12 protein-coding genes are annotated in these 15,204 nt (G+C 71.1%); 4 read left to right on the top strand and 8 right to left on the bottom strand.

Annotated features, from left to right (window positions below; translation table 11 throughout):
* Positions 1–80: 80 nt before the first annotated feature.
* Entirely contained in the window at positions 81–1,109 is a 1,029-nt protein-coding gene (locus ABZ876_RS09860; RefSeq protein ID WP_361777098.1) for a glycosyltransferase family 2 protein, read from the top strand.
* A gap of 60 nt (positions 1,110–1,169) precedes the next feature.
* On the opposite strand, the gene ABZ876_RS09855 is transcribed toward ABZ876_RS09860, so the two are convergent.
* From ABZ876_RS09855 to ABZ876_RS09840, 4 genes are all read right to left on the bottom strand, one after another.
* The gene (locus ABZ876_RS09855) at positions 1,170–2,846 is read right to left on the bottom strand and encodes an LCP family protein (protein WP_361777096.1); all 1,677 of its coding nucleotides are present in this window, start codon (positions 2,844–2,846) and stop codon (positions 1,170–1,172) included.
* Between the two features lie 216 nt (positions 2,847–3,062).
* Positions 3,063–4,802, bottom strand: coding sequence for an LCP family protein (locus ABZ876_RS09850; RefSeq protein WP_361777093.1), 1,740 nt, complete (start codon positions 4,800–4,802; stop codon positions 3,063–3,065).
* A 239-nt stretch (positions 4,803–5,041) separates the two neighbouring features.
* Entirely contained in the window at positions 5,042–6,271 is a 1,230-nt protein-coding gene (locus tag ABZ876_RS09845; RefSeq protein WP_361777090.1) for an LCP family protein, read from the bottom strand.
* Positions 6,272–6,387: 116 nt separating this feature from the next.
* Positions 6,388–7,155 carry a TIGR03089 family protein gene (locus ABZ876_RS09840; RefSeq protein WP_361777087.1) on the bottom strand — a complete coding sequence of 256 codons (768 nt, stop codon included), beginning with the start codon at positions 7,153–7,155 and terminating at the stop codon, positions 6,388–6,390.
* Positions 7,156–7,293: 138 nt separating this feature from the next.
* On the opposite strand from ABZ876_RS09840, the gene ABZ876_RS09835 reads away from it, so the two are divergent.
* Together ABZ876_RS09835 and ABZ876_RS09830 are read left to right on the top strand one after the other, a co-directional pair.
* On the top strand, positions 7,294–8,634 hold the full coding sequence (locus ABZ876_RS09835) for an N-acetylmuramoyl-L-alanine amidase (protein WP_361777084.1): 1,341 nt from the start codon (positions 7,294–7,296) through the stop codon (positions 8,632–8,634).
* A gap of 125 nt (positions 8,635–8,759) precedes the next feature.
* Entirely contained in the window at positions 8,760–9,842 is a 1,083-nt protein-coding gene (locus ABZ876_RS09830; protein WP_361777081.1) for an NDP-sugar synthase, read from the top strand.
* 184 nt (positions 9,843–10,026) lie between these two features.
* Here ABZ876_RS09830 and ABZ876_RS09825 read toward each other — a convergent pair whose 3' ends face one another.
* The 4 genes from ABZ876_RS09825 to ABZ876_RS09810 all read right to left on the bottom strand — a co-directional run bounded on the left by ABZ876_RS09825 (position 10,027) and on the right by ABZ876_RS09810 (position 14,192).
* The gene (locus ABZ876_RS09825; protein WP_361777078.1) at positions 10,027–11,028 is read right to left on the bottom strand and encodes a DNA-3-methyladenine glycosylase 2 family protein; all 1,002 of its coding nucleotides are present in this window, start codon (positions 11,026–11,028) and stop codon (positions 10,027–10,029) included.
* Between the two features lie 125 nt (positions 11,029–11,153).
* Complete coding sequence (locus tag ABZ876_RS09820) at positions 11,154–12,461, bottom strand: coenzyme F420-0:L-glutamate ligase (RefSeq protein WP_361778094.1); 1,308 nt, start codon at positions 12,459–12,461, stop codon at positions 11,154–11,156.
* A 35-nt stretch (positions 12,462–12,496) separates the two neighbouring features.
* Positions 12,497–13,456, bottom strand: a complete 960-nt coding sequence (cofD, locus tag ABZ876_RS09815; RefSeq protein WP_361777075.1) for a 2-phospho-L-lactate transferase — start codon at positions 13,454–13,456, stop codon at positions 12,497–12,499.
* A 193-nt stretch (positions 13,457–13,649) separates the two neighbouring features.
* Complete coding sequence (locus ABZ876_RS09810) at positions 13,650–14,192, bottom strand: cysteine dioxygenase family protein (protein WP_361777072.1); 543 nt, start codon at positions 14,190–14,192, stop codon at positions 13,650–13,652.
* Between the two features lie 703 nt (positions 14,193–14,895).
* Here ABZ876_RS09810 and ABZ876_RS09805 point away from each other — a divergent pair.
* A complete protein-coding gene (locus ABZ876_RS09805; protein WP_003975777.1) occupies positions 14,896–15,159 on the top strand; it encodes a WhiB family transcriptional regulator in 264 nt (87 codons plus the stop codon).
* Positions 15,160–15,204 lie beyond the last annotated feature (45 nt).

Genomic DNA, 15,204 nt, shown 5'->3' with positions numbered 1-15,204 from the left:
GGCCGACACGATCCGGGGCTCAGGGCGGCGCCCGGGCGGCGCGCACCGGTGTCCCCCGTTCGCGGTAACGTGAGCCTCCTATGAACGCCAACCCCGACGTGCGGCTCCCCGCCGTTTCCGTGATCATGCCCGTGCTCAACGAGGAGCGGCATCTGCGCGGAGCCGTTCAAGCGATCCTCGCCCAGGAGTACGCCGGCGAGATGGAGGTCGTGATCGCCCTCGGTCCCTCGACGGACCGCACGGACGAGATCGCCGCCGAGCTGGTCCGGGAGGACCCGCGCGTGCACACGGTCCCGAATCCGACCGGCCGGACGCCGGCCGCGCTCAACGCCGCGATCAAGGCCTCCCGCCATCCGGTCGTGGTGCGTGTGGACGGTCACGGCATGCTCTCGCCGAACTACATCGCCACCGCCGTCCGGCTGCTGGAGGAGACCGGTGCGCAGAACGTCGGCGGCATCATGCACGCCGAGGGCGAGAACGACTGGGAGCACGCCGTCGCCGCGGCCATGACCTCCAAGATCGGGGTCGGTAACGCCGCCTTCCACACCGGTGGCCAGGCCGGTCCGGCGGAGACGGTCTATCTCGGCGTCTTCCGGCGCGAGGCCCTGGAGCAGCAGGGCGGCTACAACGAGGAGTTCATCCGCGCCCAGGACTGGGAGCTGAACTTCCGCATTCGCGAGGCGGGCGGGCTCATCTGGTTCTCGCCGGAGCTGAAGGTGTCCTACCGGCCGCGGCCGAGTGTCCGGGCGCTGGCCAAGCAGTACAAGGACTACGGGCGCTGGCGGCATGTCGTCGCCCGCTACCACGAGGGCTCCATCAACCTGCGTTACCTCGCCCCGCCGACCGCGGTCTGTGCGATCACGGCCGGCGTCGTGGTGGGCGCCGCGCTGACCCCGTGGGGCTTTGTGATCCCCGGCGGCTATCTCGCGGCGATCGCCCTGGGCTCCGTCCCCGCGGGCAAGGGCCTGCCGCTGAAGGCGCGGCTGCGGATACCGGTGGCCCTCGCGACCATGCACATGTCCTGGGGCTGGGGCTTTCTGACGAGCCCCAAGTCGCTGGCCAGGAAGGTCATCGCGTCACGGCGGCCGGCGGTCGTCGCCTCCCGCTGAGCGCATCGGCATCCGGCTCGGGTCCCTCTCCGCGACGGAGGGAGACCCGGCGCTCTGCGGTCACCAGGTGTAGCTGGGGTCCACCTTCATGCACTGCCTGGTCGCCCCGTTGAGGATGTTCGCCGACTCCGGGGTCTTGTCGTCCGCCTTCGGCGCCTTGTACGTGGTGCCCGACCGCCAGTCGGCGCCCACGACCAGGGTGACCCCGGAGACGTCCGTGGACTTCACCACCGAACTCGCCGGGATGCCGAGGACCTTGGCGACCCGCTCGGCGTCGCCCTTCAGATCCGCGCTCGGGTAGCGGACCACCGTCTTGTCCTCGGAGAGCACCGTCGAGCCGTCCGCCCGGGCCTCGGCGAAGCCCTTGCCGGCGAGCAGTTGGGCCACCGTGCCGGCCCGTCCGCCGGCCGGGGCCAGCTCGGAGGTGCGCGTGCCGTTCTGCACCTGCACCGCGATCTTGTCGTCGCTGTCCGTCGGGGCCGCCGTCGCCGCGGCGGTGGTCTTCTTCTTCCTCGTGCCCTTGCCGTCCAGCGGGATGTCCTCGCGCACCAGCCTGAAAAGCTGGTCCGCGTCCCCCGGTTTGGGCACCACGCGCTCCCCGGCGTACACGTACGGCATCGTCGTCATCGTGATGCGGTCGGTGGGCACCTTCTTCAGCTCGGTGCTCAGGTCGTAGAGCTTCGCGACCGTGCCGAGGCCCTTGTCGACGGTGAGCGCCCGGGTGGCCGTCTCGGCGAGCTTGCGCAGTTTGTCGGGGTTGCTCAGCGTGGCGTTGGCCCGCAGTTCGCGCACCATCGCGCTCATGTACTGGTGCTGGGCCTTGGTGCGGGCGATGTCGCTGCCGTCCTCGAACCCGTACCGCGTACGCAGCCACTGGAGGGCCTGTGTGCCCTTGACATAGGTGGTGCCCTCCTTCAGCTTCAGGCCCGAGCCGTGGCCGGAGGCGGTGTGCGAGTAGATGTTCTTGTCGACGCAGACCGGGACGCCGCCGATCGCGTCGGCCATCGAGACCACGCCCGCGAAGTCGACCATGATGAAGTGGTCGATGTGGATGTCGGTGAGCTTCTCCCAGGTGGCGACCGTGCAGCCGGGGCCGCCGCGGCCCAGTGAGTCGTTCGTGATCCACTGCGCCGACGCCGGGTAGATCTGCCCCTTGGAGTCGGTGCACTTGGGGATGGCCAGCAGGGTGTCGCGCGGCATGCTGACCACCGACATGTTGGTGCGGTCGGCGGAGACGTGCAGCAGGATCTGGACATCCGCGCGCGGCGGCGCTCCGAAGGTGTCCTTGGCACCGCCGAGCTGCTGGTTCTCCTTGGAGTCCCGGGCGTCGGATCCGAGGAGAAGGATGTTCAGCGGCATCTGGCCCGCCGCGTTCGGCGTCGACTCGGCCGCCCGGTCCTTGGCGTCGCCGATGTTGAGGTCGTCCTTCTTGAGGTTGTCGTTCAGGTGCTGGTAGTAGAGGTATCCCGCCCCGGCGGTGCCGAGTATGACGACCGCCAGGACCGTGGCCGACCAGCGCAGGACGCGGCGTCTGCGGCGCGGGCGCCCGCCGTCGGCACCGTCGCGCCCGCCTCCGCCGCCGGCCGGGCCCTGGCCGCGGGCATCGGGGGGCGGACCGTTCTCGCCGTCCCGGACGCCGTCACCGTTCTCGTCGTACGGACTCTGGTCCGGGCCCAGTTCACCGGCGTGCCGGACACCTGGTCGCGCCCCCTTTCCCCGCACACTGCTCTGCACCAAGTCCGTGCCTCCCCAACCCTGCGCCCGGCAAACGGGTCCGTCCCGCGGTCCGGGAGCCGCCTCGTCGCGCCTCTCCGGGACCTTCGTCGTGGGCGGGGCGCCCGTCGCGCCCCGCCGATGTCTCCCGCGTCCAGTAGGACGCTCGGCCCGCCCGAGGGGATGTACTCCCGCCGGGCAGGTCTTGCGTCGTGTAAGACGCGTGACGGGCCGCTCAGGTCACTGGGCGCACTGAACCTGGTCCGCCGTGGACTTGCTGTCGACGTCCGGCGCCTTGGTCGGAGCCGTCAGCGGCACTCCGGCACCCTTGAAGTCCTTGCCGAGGGTCAGCATGATCGCGGGCAGTCCCTGGGCGTTCTTCTCGCTCTTGCCCGGCTTCAGGGCCGAGGCGGGCAGCCCCATGAGGTTCGCCAGCTCGCGTGCCTGGTCCGCCTGGTCGGGGGCGTACTCGAGGGTGGTCTTGGCGAGGGTGACACCCGCGTTGCCGAGCTGGCTGGACTTGGTCACGCCCTTGGTGTTCTGGAGCCAGTTGAGCGTTTCCTGTGCGCTGCCGGACGGGGCACCGCCGTTGTAGATGTCGACGCGGACGTCGGCGGCGGCCGAGCGGGGGCCCTTGAGCCGGGCGTCCACGGCGGCCTTCTGCTTCTTCTTGACCGCGCTGAAGGAGACGTCCGCCCTTATCGCCGCGAAGACCTCGGGTGCTTTGCCGGGATTGAGGATGACCGTCTTCTTGACCGCTCCGTCCGCGGGATTGTCGAGGACCGGCACCGTCGTGAACGTCATGTTCTTGGGGTCGAGCTTGCCCAGCTCCAGACCGAGGTCCTTCAGCTTGCCGATGCTGTCGATCTTGGAGTCGACGGTCAGTGCCTTGGTGGCCGCCTCCGCCACGTCCAGCATCTTCGTCGGATCGGTGAGCGTGGAGTTCGACTTCAGCTTGCGCATCAGCGCGCTGAGGAACTGCTGCTGCAACTGGATCCGGCTCAGGTCGCCGCCGAAGCCCACGGAGTGCCGGGTGCGCACGAAGGCCAGCGCCTGCTCGCCCTCGATCTTGTGCGTGCCCTTCGACAGCTTGAGGTGCGAGTCCGGGTCGTTGATGTCCTTGCCCAGGCAGACGTCGACCCCGTCGACCGCCGACGTCAGCGTCTTGACCGCGTTGAAGTCGGCGACCATGAAGTCGTCCGGGGTGATACCGGTCAGCTCGGTGACCGTGCGCATGGTGCAACTCGGTGTGCGGTCGTCCTGGCCGAGGCTCGTGTTGAAGCGGGCGCCCTTCGTGCCGGGGATGACCTTGGTGGTGCCGTCGGGCTGCTTCGTCGGGCAGTCCGGGACGTCGACGATCAGGTCGCGGGGGATGCTCAGGGCGGTCGCGTTCGAGCGGTCCTTGGAGACGTGCAGAAGGATGTTGGTGTCGGCGTGCCCGACGCTGCCGGCGTCGCCGTATCCCGTGTTGCCCTTGCCGGTGCGCTTGTCGGTGCCGATCAGCAGGATGTTGATCGCCCTGTCCTTCTGGAAGCCACCGGTGCTCGCGCCGTCGTCCGACACGGACGTGATGTTGTCGTTGAGGTGCTTGATGTACAGGTAGCCCGCAGCGGAGACCGCGACCAGCACGAAGGCCATGCCGCCGCCGGTCCACAGCAGGACCTTCTTCGCCTTGCCGTTCTTGGGCTTCGTACGCCCGCGGCGGCGTCCGGGCAGCGGTTCCTCGGGTGCGCCCCGGCGCCGGCGCGGCCCCGGGATGCTGTCCGGCGGCACTGTGCCCGGAACCGGCCCCCGCGGGCCGGGTGCCGTGCGGGCGCCCCCTGGCGCACCCGACGCCGGAGCGCCCCGGCGGGGTCTCGGCACGGACGACTGCGGAGCGGAAGGGGCCAGTCGCAGTTCGTATTCACCGGTGTGCGGGTTGAGTACCCACTGGTCTGCGGGGTCGATGTTGTCCGCCCGCCCACGGCCTTGCGCGTCCACGGTTGTCCGAATCCTCCGTCGGGGCCACGCGGCGCCTTCCCCCTCGAGGCGCTCGGGTCTCTTCAACCAGTGCGTGACCCAGGACGGACCTCATGGGCGTGGCACCGGATCGCTCACACTATCCGCCCAGTTCAGCGTCCAGCGACGGCGGTGACAAATTCCACTCCCCTACAACTGGGCAATTCGCCCCAATTCCCAGAGAGTTCTTAGCTCACATGTTCCCCGCCTTGAGGCGCACTTTACCCGCAGGCGTCCTGCGCGGCCGTGTTCCCGCGGAAAGTGGGCGGGGGTTCGGGGCTCTGTCGCGGCACCTCGGCGGCGATGTGCGGTTTTCCGCGGGACATTCCGTTGCCGTACGGCTGCTCGCTGTCACCGAAACCGCCCGGCTCGCTGCTCGTTTTTGCGGGCGAATCGGCCGGAACTTCCTTCGTGACCTCGACGGGCTGGTCCGCGCGCAGCCGCGCGAAGAGATTCCGCGCCTGGGGCTCCACGAGTTGGTCGCGATTGACGTCACCGGGGTACGGGGTGCGTGGAACGGTCAGAAACTGTACGTGCTCGGCGGAGGGGTTCCCCAGACTCCGCACGAGTCGGTAGAGCCCGCGCAGATTCGCCAGGGCCGGGTCCGTGGTCAGGGCCGAGGTGGCCGCGTCCAGCACGGGGTACAGCTTCACCGGATTCAGCAGGACGTCATTGCTGCGCACCTTGCTGACCAGGGCGCCGAGGAAGAGCTGCTGGCGTTCCATCCGCTCGGTGTCGCTGCCGTCGCCTAGGCTCTTGCGGGCGCGTACATAGCCGAGTGCCTGCTCGCCGTTGAGCGTCACCCTGCCCGCGGGCAGCTTCAGCCGGGCCTCCTTGTCGTCGATCGGCTCCTTCAGGCAGACCGCGACGCCGTGGAGGGCGTCGACCATCTTCTTGAAGCCGTTGAAGTCGACGACCATGTAGTGGTCGATCCGGATGTTCGTGAGCTTCTCGACGGTGCGCACCGTGCAGGCGGAACCGCCCGTCGCGAAGGCGTGGTTGAACATCGTGAACTCCGGCTCGGCACGGGTGCCGTCGGGTCGCCGGCAGCTCGGCACGTCCACCATGAGGTCGCGCGGCAGGGACACGGCGGTGGCGGTACGCCCGTTCGACGCGAGGTGCAGCAGGATCGCGGTGTCGGACCGCTCGGTCCCCAGGACGCGCCCGTACCGGCCGTTGCCGTCGCCCGACCGCCGGTCGGACCCGATGATCAGGATGTTCTGTGCGCCGCGCACGAACGGGGCGGGCCGCTCCTTGGCGTACCGGGCGAGCTCGGCCGCGGCGTCGTTGTCCGCCGTGATGTTCGAGCTCAGCTTCTCGTACGCGGCCCACCCGAGCCCGCTGGTCCCGAGCACGAGCACGGTGAGGCCGAGCGCGGAGCGGCGCACCCAGCGCCGGCGTCGGCGCGGTGGCCGCCACGGGGTGCCGTGGATGGTCACTGCGGGGTGCACCCCCTTGCGGCGTACGAGCGTGTCGTGCTCTTACGACCATGGCCCGGGGCGGGGCCGGGAGGCGGCTGATGCTGGTCCGAACGGGGGACACGCCCCGGCGGGGGCGCGCCCGCCGCTCAGCGGCCGGAAGCGGTGGCGGTGGCCGAGACGCGTTCGCTCTCGATCCGCTGGGCGAGCGCGTCCTCGCCGAGCCGGTCCAGGTGCCGGCAGAGCACCACCGAGCCTCCGGTGGCCAAGGGTGCGTACAGTCCGGCGCTCAGACCCTCCCAGGTGTCGTATGGCAGTCCGGACAGCAGACGGGAGCCGGGGCCGGTCAGGCCGAGGGCGGGCGCGTCGGCGCGGGCCCGCTCCACGACCTCCGCGCCCGTGTACTCCGCCCCGGCGACGATCAGCGCCGGTGCCTGGGGATCGACGGGCGCGTACGGCTGGAAGCGGTCGCCCTGGCCCGGCACCTCGGCCGCGTAATCGAGGAAGCCGTCCGGCGGCTGGGGAAAGCGGCCGCCGAGGGGGCGCAGGGCGAGGGCGACGCGCTCCCCGGAGCAGGCGCGCGCCGCGTCCAGCGTGTCGGGCCCGCTGACCACGAGATCGGCGGCCGCCGCATCACCGCCGAGGTCCGCGACGACGCCCACGGACGCACAGGCGAGCAGCCACACCGCCGTCTGCCAGTGAGCGGGCAGCAGCAGCGCGACCCGGTCTCCGGGTTCGCTGGAGAGGTCGCCCTGAAGCAGATTGGCGGTCTTGGCCACCCAATTGGCGAAGGTAGTTACGGAGAGTTCGACGCGTTCCCCCGTGGCGTCGTCGTAGAAGGTCACCAGGGGGCGCGAAGGATCCGCGGCGAGCGCGGAACGCAGCAGGTCGGCAGGGGTGCGGTCGGTGGCTTTCACGCGCGTAAGCGTACGCGGGGGCGGCCGCCGGGGAGGGGGCGGTGGGCGCGCGACGAGCCACCGGTTCGGCCGAGTCATCCGACGACCCGTCAGTTCGTTGATGGACATATATGTCTGACTATGTCCAAGATCTGGGGCATGCGTGGATTCCTTGCTTCCTCGACCGGTGTCCTCTGTGCCCTACTGACCCTGCCCCTCGCGCCCCCGGCCACGGCGGCCGGTCCGGTCGCCGGGTCGGCCGTCACCGGCAGCACCCAGTCCCTTCCCCTCGTGCCCCTCGCCGGCTCGCGCGCCCCGGGGGCCGCGGCCGAGCGGGGGCTTGCCCCGCGGACCGTACGTTCCTTCTCCCTGGTCGGTGTCGTGTGGGACGACCCGGCCGTCGAACTCCATGGCCGTGTCCGGATCCGTACCCGGGCCAACGGCACGGGCCGGTGGTCCCGCTGGCAGGAGCTGGAGGCGCACAACCGGGACCACGGCCCCGACCCGGACACCCGGGAGGGCCGCTCGAACCGGATGCGCGGATCGACCGCGCCGTTGTGGGTGGGTGACTCGGACGGCGTGCAGGTGTGGGTGCGTGCGGAGGAGCCCGGCTCCGGCGCGACCCGTGCCCCCAGGCTTCCCGACGGCCTCCGTGTCGAACTGGTCGACCCGGGCAAGGAGCCCCGGGACGGCACCCCCGGGCAGCCCTCGCCCCCCGCCGGTGAGTCGGGCGGGCCGATCGCGCAAGTGGTCACGTCCGTCGTCGACGGCGGTCTCGCTCCCCTCAACAGCCTCGGGATCCCGAGGACTTCGAAAGAGCCGACGGCGGTGAAGGACGCGAAGGGGGGCAAAGCAGGCAAGGTCCCCGTGCCGGCGCCGCGCCCGCAACAGCCCTACGTCGGCCCGCGCCCGAGCATCGTCTCGCGCAGCGGCTGGGGCGCCGACGAGAGTCTGCGCGAGGGAGGGTTCCTCTACACGGACACCGTGAAGGCGGCCTTCGTGCACCACACGGCCACGGGCAACAACTACAGCTGCTTCCAGGCCCCTTCCGTCATCCGCAGTATCTACCGCTACCACGTGTTGAGCAGCGGCTGGCGCGACATCGGCTACAACTTCCTCGTCGACAAGTGCGGAACCATCTACGAAGGCCGCGCGGGGGGTGTGGAGAAGCCCGTCATGGGCGCCCACACCCTCGGATTCAACAGCGACACCACGGGGATCGCCGTCATCGGCTCCTATGACGGCACCGCCCCGTCGGCCGCGACGGTGGACGGGCTCGCCCGGCTCACCGCGTGGAAACTCGGCCTCTTCGGCAGGGATCCGCGAGGCACGACATATCTGGTGTCCGGGGGTGGCAATCTCTACCCAAAGGGCGCGAACGTACGACTGAACGTGATCTCCGGCCATCGGGACGGATACGCCACGGAGTGCCCAGGAAGGCTGCTCTACGGTGAACTCGGCCTGATCCGCTCCGTTGCGGCTCGGTACCAGGGTCGCTGACGAGGGACTCGAAGGTGTCTCTCACGGTCCTCATAACGCCTTTAGCGATCCTCATAACAGGGTCTGCATAGACTGGCCGGCCGATGGACAGTTCGGCCGGTCCCGGCAGGAAGCAGAGACGACAGGTGACAGAAGCGATCCTCCTGGTCGGCGGCAGAGGCACCCGGCTGCGCCCGCTCACGGTGCACACCCCCAAGCCCATGGTTCCGGCGGCCGGGGTCCCTTTCCTCACGCACCAGTTGGCGCGGGCCAGGGCGGCGGGGGTCGAGCACATCGTGCTCGCCACTTCCTACCTGGCCGAGGTGTTCGAGCCGTACTTCGGCGACGGTTCGGCCCTCGGCCTCCGGCTGGAGTACGTGACGGAGGAGGAGCCGCTCGGCACGGGCGGCGCCATCCGCAATGTGGCCGGCCGCCTCCACTCGGGTCCCGACGAACCGGTCCTGATCTTCAACGGTGACATCCTCACGGGCCTGGACATCCGCGCCCTGGTGCACACCCACGAGTCGACGGGCGCGGACGTCTCCCTCCACCTCACGAAGGTGACGGACCCGAGGGCGTACGGCCTGGTCCCCACGGACGACACCGGCCGGGTCACCGCGTTCCTGGAGAAGCCGCAGACGCCCGAGGAGATCGTCACCGACCAGATCAACGCCGGGGCGTATGTGTTCCGCCGTTCGGTCATCGACACCATCCCGGTGGGCCGCCCGGTTTCGGTGGAGCGGGAGACCTTTCCCGGTCTGCTGGCCGCCGGAGCCCATCTGCAAGGCATGGTGGATTCGACGTACTGGCTCGACCTGGGCACCCCGGCCGCCTTTGTGCGCGGCTCGGCGGACCTGGTCCTGGGCCGCGCCCCGTCGCCCGCGGTGCCCGGCCGCTGCGGCGACCGCCTGATCCTGCCGACGGCGTCGGTCGCCTCGGACGCGAAGCTGACGGGAGGCACGGTGGTGGGCGAGGGCGCGTTCGTCGGGGAGGGTGCCCGGATCTCCGGCAGCACGCTGCTCTCCGGCGCGGTGGTGGAACCGGGTGCGGTCATCACCGACTCCCTGATCGGCGCGCGCTCGCGGATCGGCGAGCGCTCGGTGCTCACGGGCGCGGTCGTCGGCGACGGCGCGGTGGTCGGCGCGGACAACGAACTCCGTGACGGGGTACGGGTCTGGTGCGACGCGAGGATCCCCGCGGGCGCGGTGCGCTTCTCGTCGGACCAGTAAGGGCCGACGGGGCCGGTAGGGGCCGGCAGGACCGGTGAGGACACGAGGACCGGCCGGCAAGGATTCAGTGAGGGCCGGGTGAGGGCGGGCAGGACACCGTCCTCACCCGGCCCTTACCGTTCCTCGCCCGATGTCCCCCGCAACGCCCGACTACAACCGCCCGATGTCCCCTGCAACCGCCCGACTACAACCGCCCGATGTCCCCGCGCCGCATCCGCGGGGCCCGTCGCGGCGGTACGCGGCCGCTCAGCAGGATCAGCCGCGCGGCCCGGTGCCGCTGCCCCGCGTACGGCTCCAGCAACGACAGCATCACCTCGTCGTCGGCATGCCGGTCGCCCGCGAGGGCGTATCCCACGATCCCCGGCAGATGCAGATCCCCGACGGTCACCGAGTCCGCCGCTCCATGACTGCGCTGCACGGTCTCCGCTGAGGTCCAGGGCCCGATCCCCGGCACCACCTCGAGCCGCGCCTGTGCCTCGGCCGGCTCCATCGCCGTCGTCTGCTCCAGTCGCGCCGCCACCCGCATCGCCCGAAGGATCGTCGACGCCCGCTTGTCGTCGACACCGGCGCGGTGCCATTCCCACGACGGGATCAGCGCCCAGGTGCGCGGGGCCGGCATCACATGCATCCGCCCCGGCGCGGGGCCGGGTGCCGGTTCCCCGAACTTCCGTACGAGCAGCCGCCAGGCCCGGTACGCCTCGTCCGTGGTGACCTTCTGCTCCAGGACCGACGGGATCAGCGATTCCAGGACCAGGCCCGTCCGCGTCAGCCGCAGCCCCGGGCGCCGCTTCCGCACCAGCGCGAGCAGCCGGTGCCGCGGCTCGAAGGCGTCGGGGTCGTCCGACGCGCCGAGCATCTCGGGGAGTCGGTCCAGCAGCCACTCGGCCCCGGGCCCCCAGGCCTCCGCCTCGGCGGCCCCGGAGCGCAGGGCGACCCGCAGGGTGCCCGGCCCCTGAGGTGTGTGACTGGCCCGCCACACCGATCCGTCCGGGGTGGCCCGGAAAGTGGGGTCGCCGGGTCCGCGCCGCAGCGGTCCCAGCACCAGTCCGAGGTCCAGCGGCCCGGGCGGGGCCCAGACCCGCCGCCGGCCCGGCGCCGTGACCTGCCGTGGCACACCCGTGGGTACGACGACATCCCCACCGCGCAGGGTCGTGGGGGTGGGGCGGGGAGGGAAGCGTCCGGCCACGGTGGGGTCCTAGTGATACTGGGTGTCTTAAGAGAGTAGAGCCGACGCGCCCGGTCGGGGGGTGATGGCCCGCACATCGCCTTCCGTGGCCGGACGCGGCCACCCGCGCCCGGCGCTCCGCGTGCTCATCGCACCTCGATGAAGGCCCCCGGGTCCCGCTGCGGCCGGGGTCTCGGCTCCTCGGCCGGATGTCCCACCGCCACGGCGCCCATCGGCTCCCAGGTCTCCGGCAGCCCCAGCACCTCGCGTACGACGTCACGGCAGAACATCGTCGACGACACCCATGCCGAGCCCAGCCGCTCCCCGGCGAGCGCGACCAGGAGGTTCTGCACGCCCGCACCGGTGGCGACCACGAACATCTCCCGCTCGGCCGCGTCGCGTCGCACGTCGCCGTACGTGTGGGAGCCGTCCATGACCATGCAGGGCACGACGAGGTACGGCGCGTTGCGCAGCACGTCGCCGCGCCGGATCCGCTTCGCGATCGACTCCTCGGTCTTGCCGTCCCGCCGCAGATCGGCGATCCACGCCTCGCGCATGGCGTCCAGCAGTCGCATCCGCGACTGCCCGGACTCCAGGAGCACAAACCGCCACGGCGTCGTGTGGTGCGGCGCCGGCGCGGTCACGGCGGCCGCCACCGCGCGTCGTACGGCGCCGGGGTCGACGGGCTCGTCGGTGAACGCCCGCACCGTACGCCGCTGGGTCACGGCCTCCCGGACCGCTTCCGAGGTGCCCAGCCGGAACATGTCCTCGCGCGCGCCGCGCACCATGGCCCGCGCACCCTCACCCTCGTCCGCGGCCACCACATGCGCCAGCCCGCGCACGACGGCGACGGGCAGACCGGCGGCCTTGCCCTTGACCAGGTCGCCGGCCGCGGCCAGTTCGTCGGCGGTGGCGACGACGGTCGCGCTCAGCGGATTGCCGTGCGCGTCCGTGCCGCCGCGCAGGTCGTCCAGCACCCGTACGCCCGCGGCCCCGATCGCCACATCGGTGAGTCCGGTGCGCCACGGCCGTCCGAAGGTGTCCGTGACGATCACGCCCACCTCGACGCCGAGCGTGTCCCGCAGCCCGTCCCGGACCGCCCGCGCGGAGGCATCGGGATCCTCCGGCAGCAACAGCACCGTCCCCGCGGGGGTGTTGGAGGCGTCGACGCCGGCGGCGGCCATCACCAGTCCCTGCCGGTTCTCGACGATCCGGAGCGGTCCGCGCCGGGCCACGACCCGCACCGTCTCGGCGTCGATGGCGGCCTCGCGGTCGTCCGCCCGGACGACGCGGCCCTCGGCCTTGGACACGATCTTCGAGGTGACGAGGAGCACGTCCCCGTCCGCGAGCCCGGGCTCCGCCATCGCGATGACCTTGGCGAGATCGTCGCCCTCGTGGATCTCGGGCAGCCCGGGCACGGCCCACACACGGTAACCGGGCGCACCACCGGCCAGGCCGCCCGCGCCCTCACCCCCCAAAAAACCGCCGCTCAAACGCCTCGCACCTCCTCGGCCAGCGCCAGTGCCTCGCCGGCCATCCGGGCCGTCGCCTCCAGGTCGGTCATCATCAGCGGTACCGCGCGGCAGCGGATGCCGGCGGCCTCCACGTGCTCCACGGAGGCCGCGTCCACGCTGTCGACGAGCCAGCCGTCCAGCAGCCCGGAGCCGTAGTGCTCGGCGACCGCCGCGGCGGTCGACTCGACACCGACCGCCGTGAGCACCTTGTCGGCCATGCCGCGCACGGGCGCGTCACCGACGATGGGGGAGAGACCGACCACCGGCACCCCGGCGTTGGCGATGGCCTCCCGGATCCCGGGCACCGCCAGGATCGTGCCGACGGACACCACCGGGTTGGAGGGCGGGAAGAGCACCACGTCCGCCGCGGCGATGGCCTCGAGGACGCCCGGGGCCGGCTTCGCCTGCTCGGCTCCCACCGGCACGACCGCCTGGGCCGGGACGGAGGCCCGCAGCCGCACCCAGTACTCCTGGAAGTGGATCACCTTGCGCTCGCCGTCCAGCTCGACGGCGACATGGGTCTCCACGCGGTCGTCCGACATGGGGAGCAGCCGGACCCCGGGCTTCCAGCGGTCGCACAGCGCCTCGGTGACCGCGCTGAGCGGATAGCCCGCGCCCAGCATCTGCGTCCGCACGATGTGCGTGGCGAAGTCGCGGTCGCCGAGCCCGAACCACTCCGGCCCCACGCCGTACGCCGCGAGCTCCTCCTTGAGATGGAAGGTCTCGTCGGCCCGGCCCCAGCCCTGTTCCTCGTTGATACCGCCGCCGAGCGTGTACATCACCGTGTCGAGGTCCGGGCAGACCTTCAGCCCGAAGAGGTGGATGTCGTCGCCGGTGTTGCCGATGACCGTGATGTCCGCGTCGGGCACGGCCCGCTTCAGACCACGCAGAAACCGGGCACCGCCGATGCCGCCTGCCAGAACCACAATGCGCATTGGAACAGTGTGTCAGCCGCAGGCCCACTCGTTGAGCGGCGGTGGCCGGTGGCCGGTGGCCGGTGGCCGGTGGCCGGTGGCCGGTGGCCGGTGGCCGGGGGCGGGGGACGGGGACGGGTGGGCAGGTCTCGCGGTCTCGCAGGCGGCCGGGACCCCTCGTGAGGGGTTGTGGACTTGTGGACGGCCGCCGCGCTCAGGCGGTGACCGAGTCCACGGGGCCGTGCTCCGCCGCGCACGCCGAGACGGGGGCTCCCCCGGCCGCCCGGAGCCGGGACGGGGAGAGCATGGGCATCTCGGTCAGGCCCGGGTGGTAGATGTGCAGGCTCACCGCCGGCTCGATGGTGTCGTTCACCACTTCGTGCACGTATCCGGGAGCGAAAACCCTCTGCGCCCCCGCGCCCAACGCGCGGGTGCCGCGCTCCGTGCGCTCGGTCAGTGCGCCGTGCAGGACGGTCAGCACGCCGGAGGAACGCCCGTGGTCGTGCAGCCCGCTGCCCTGCCCGGGGACCCAGGACAGCAGCCACACCTCGTAACCGGGCCCGGTGCGCAGCCGGTGGTACCACCGGGAGGCCGCGTCGTACCGCACGAGGTGCTCCCACTGGGAGCGGTCGGCGGCGATGGAACGGGCGAGGCCGGCGAACTCGGCCACGGTGGCCGGGTGCTCACGCGGCGGCTGGAGCAGGTGCGGTACTTCCAGGATGTCGCCGGCGATCTGCAGGTCGCTGTCGCTGTTCATGGGTGCGGTGGTTCCTCGGCGGGAGTGCGGGGGGCGGCTGGATGTCGCGAGTCGTCCGCCCGGATCACGGGCGTGGCGGGAGCCCTGGTGCGGGCGGGGAACAACAGCCGAGTCGGGTGGACTCAGGGGCGGCCGGAGCGGGAAGACGGGCTCAACAGCCGAAACAGCAACAGCTACAGCGAGCGCGGGCAGCACCGTGGGACCCGGCGGAGCGGGTCTGGGTGAGTGCCGAGTTCGCGAGCATGCCCCCTAGGACATCGGTTCACACCTTCTCTGTCAACTTGAGGGCTGCAATGTGCGAGCTGTTTCACCTCATCCGGTTCTTCTGGCAGATGAAAGGTTTGTTCACGGGGAGTGCGGGACACATGGAGCGCACCACCGGGCGCACGAGCCTCGTTGCGATCTCGTGATCGGAATGTGATCCGGTTCGCTTCGCGGTTCCCGTCGGAACGGGATCGAACGTGCGGGCGTCCTCCCCCATGACGGGGTGGCGGCCCGCCTGGAGCCCTGCGGGGTGTCTGGGTTTATGCCGATTTGAACACTTTCCGCATAGCCTTGGTTCCGCAGAGTGAATAAGGGGCCCAATAGCAGATCTCGGCTTGACTGGCCCGGATCGGCACACTTGTAATTTCACTCGTGTCGTTCAGCCGAAATCGGTAACGGCTACATCACGGGGACGCGAGAAGACTGACGAGGGGCGCACATGACCGAGCTGGTGCAGCAACTGCTGGTCGACGACGCGGACGAGGAACTCGGCTGGCAGGAGCGCGCGCTGTGCGCCCAGACCGACCCCGAGTCCTTCTTTCCCGAGAAGGGCGGCTCCACCCGCGAGGCCAAGAAGGTCTGCCTCGCCTGTGAGGTCCGCTCGGAGTGCCTCGAGTACGCGCTCGCCAACGACGAGCGCTTCGGCATTTGGGGTGGTCTGTCCGAACGTGAGCGCCGCCGTCTAAAGAAGGCCGCGGTCTGACGCGGACCGGCCGGAGATCCTCGGCACCCTCTCCCGGACATCGGT

The sequence above is a fragment of the Streptomyces sp. NPDC046931 genome (assembly GCF_040644655.1).
In the GTDB taxonomy this organism is placed as follows: Bacteria; Actinomycetota; Actinomycetes; order Streptomycetales; family Streptomycetaceae; genus Streptomyces.
Note: the sequence above shows the minus strand (reverse complement) of the source record. Positions and strands in the feature narration are given on the sequence as shown.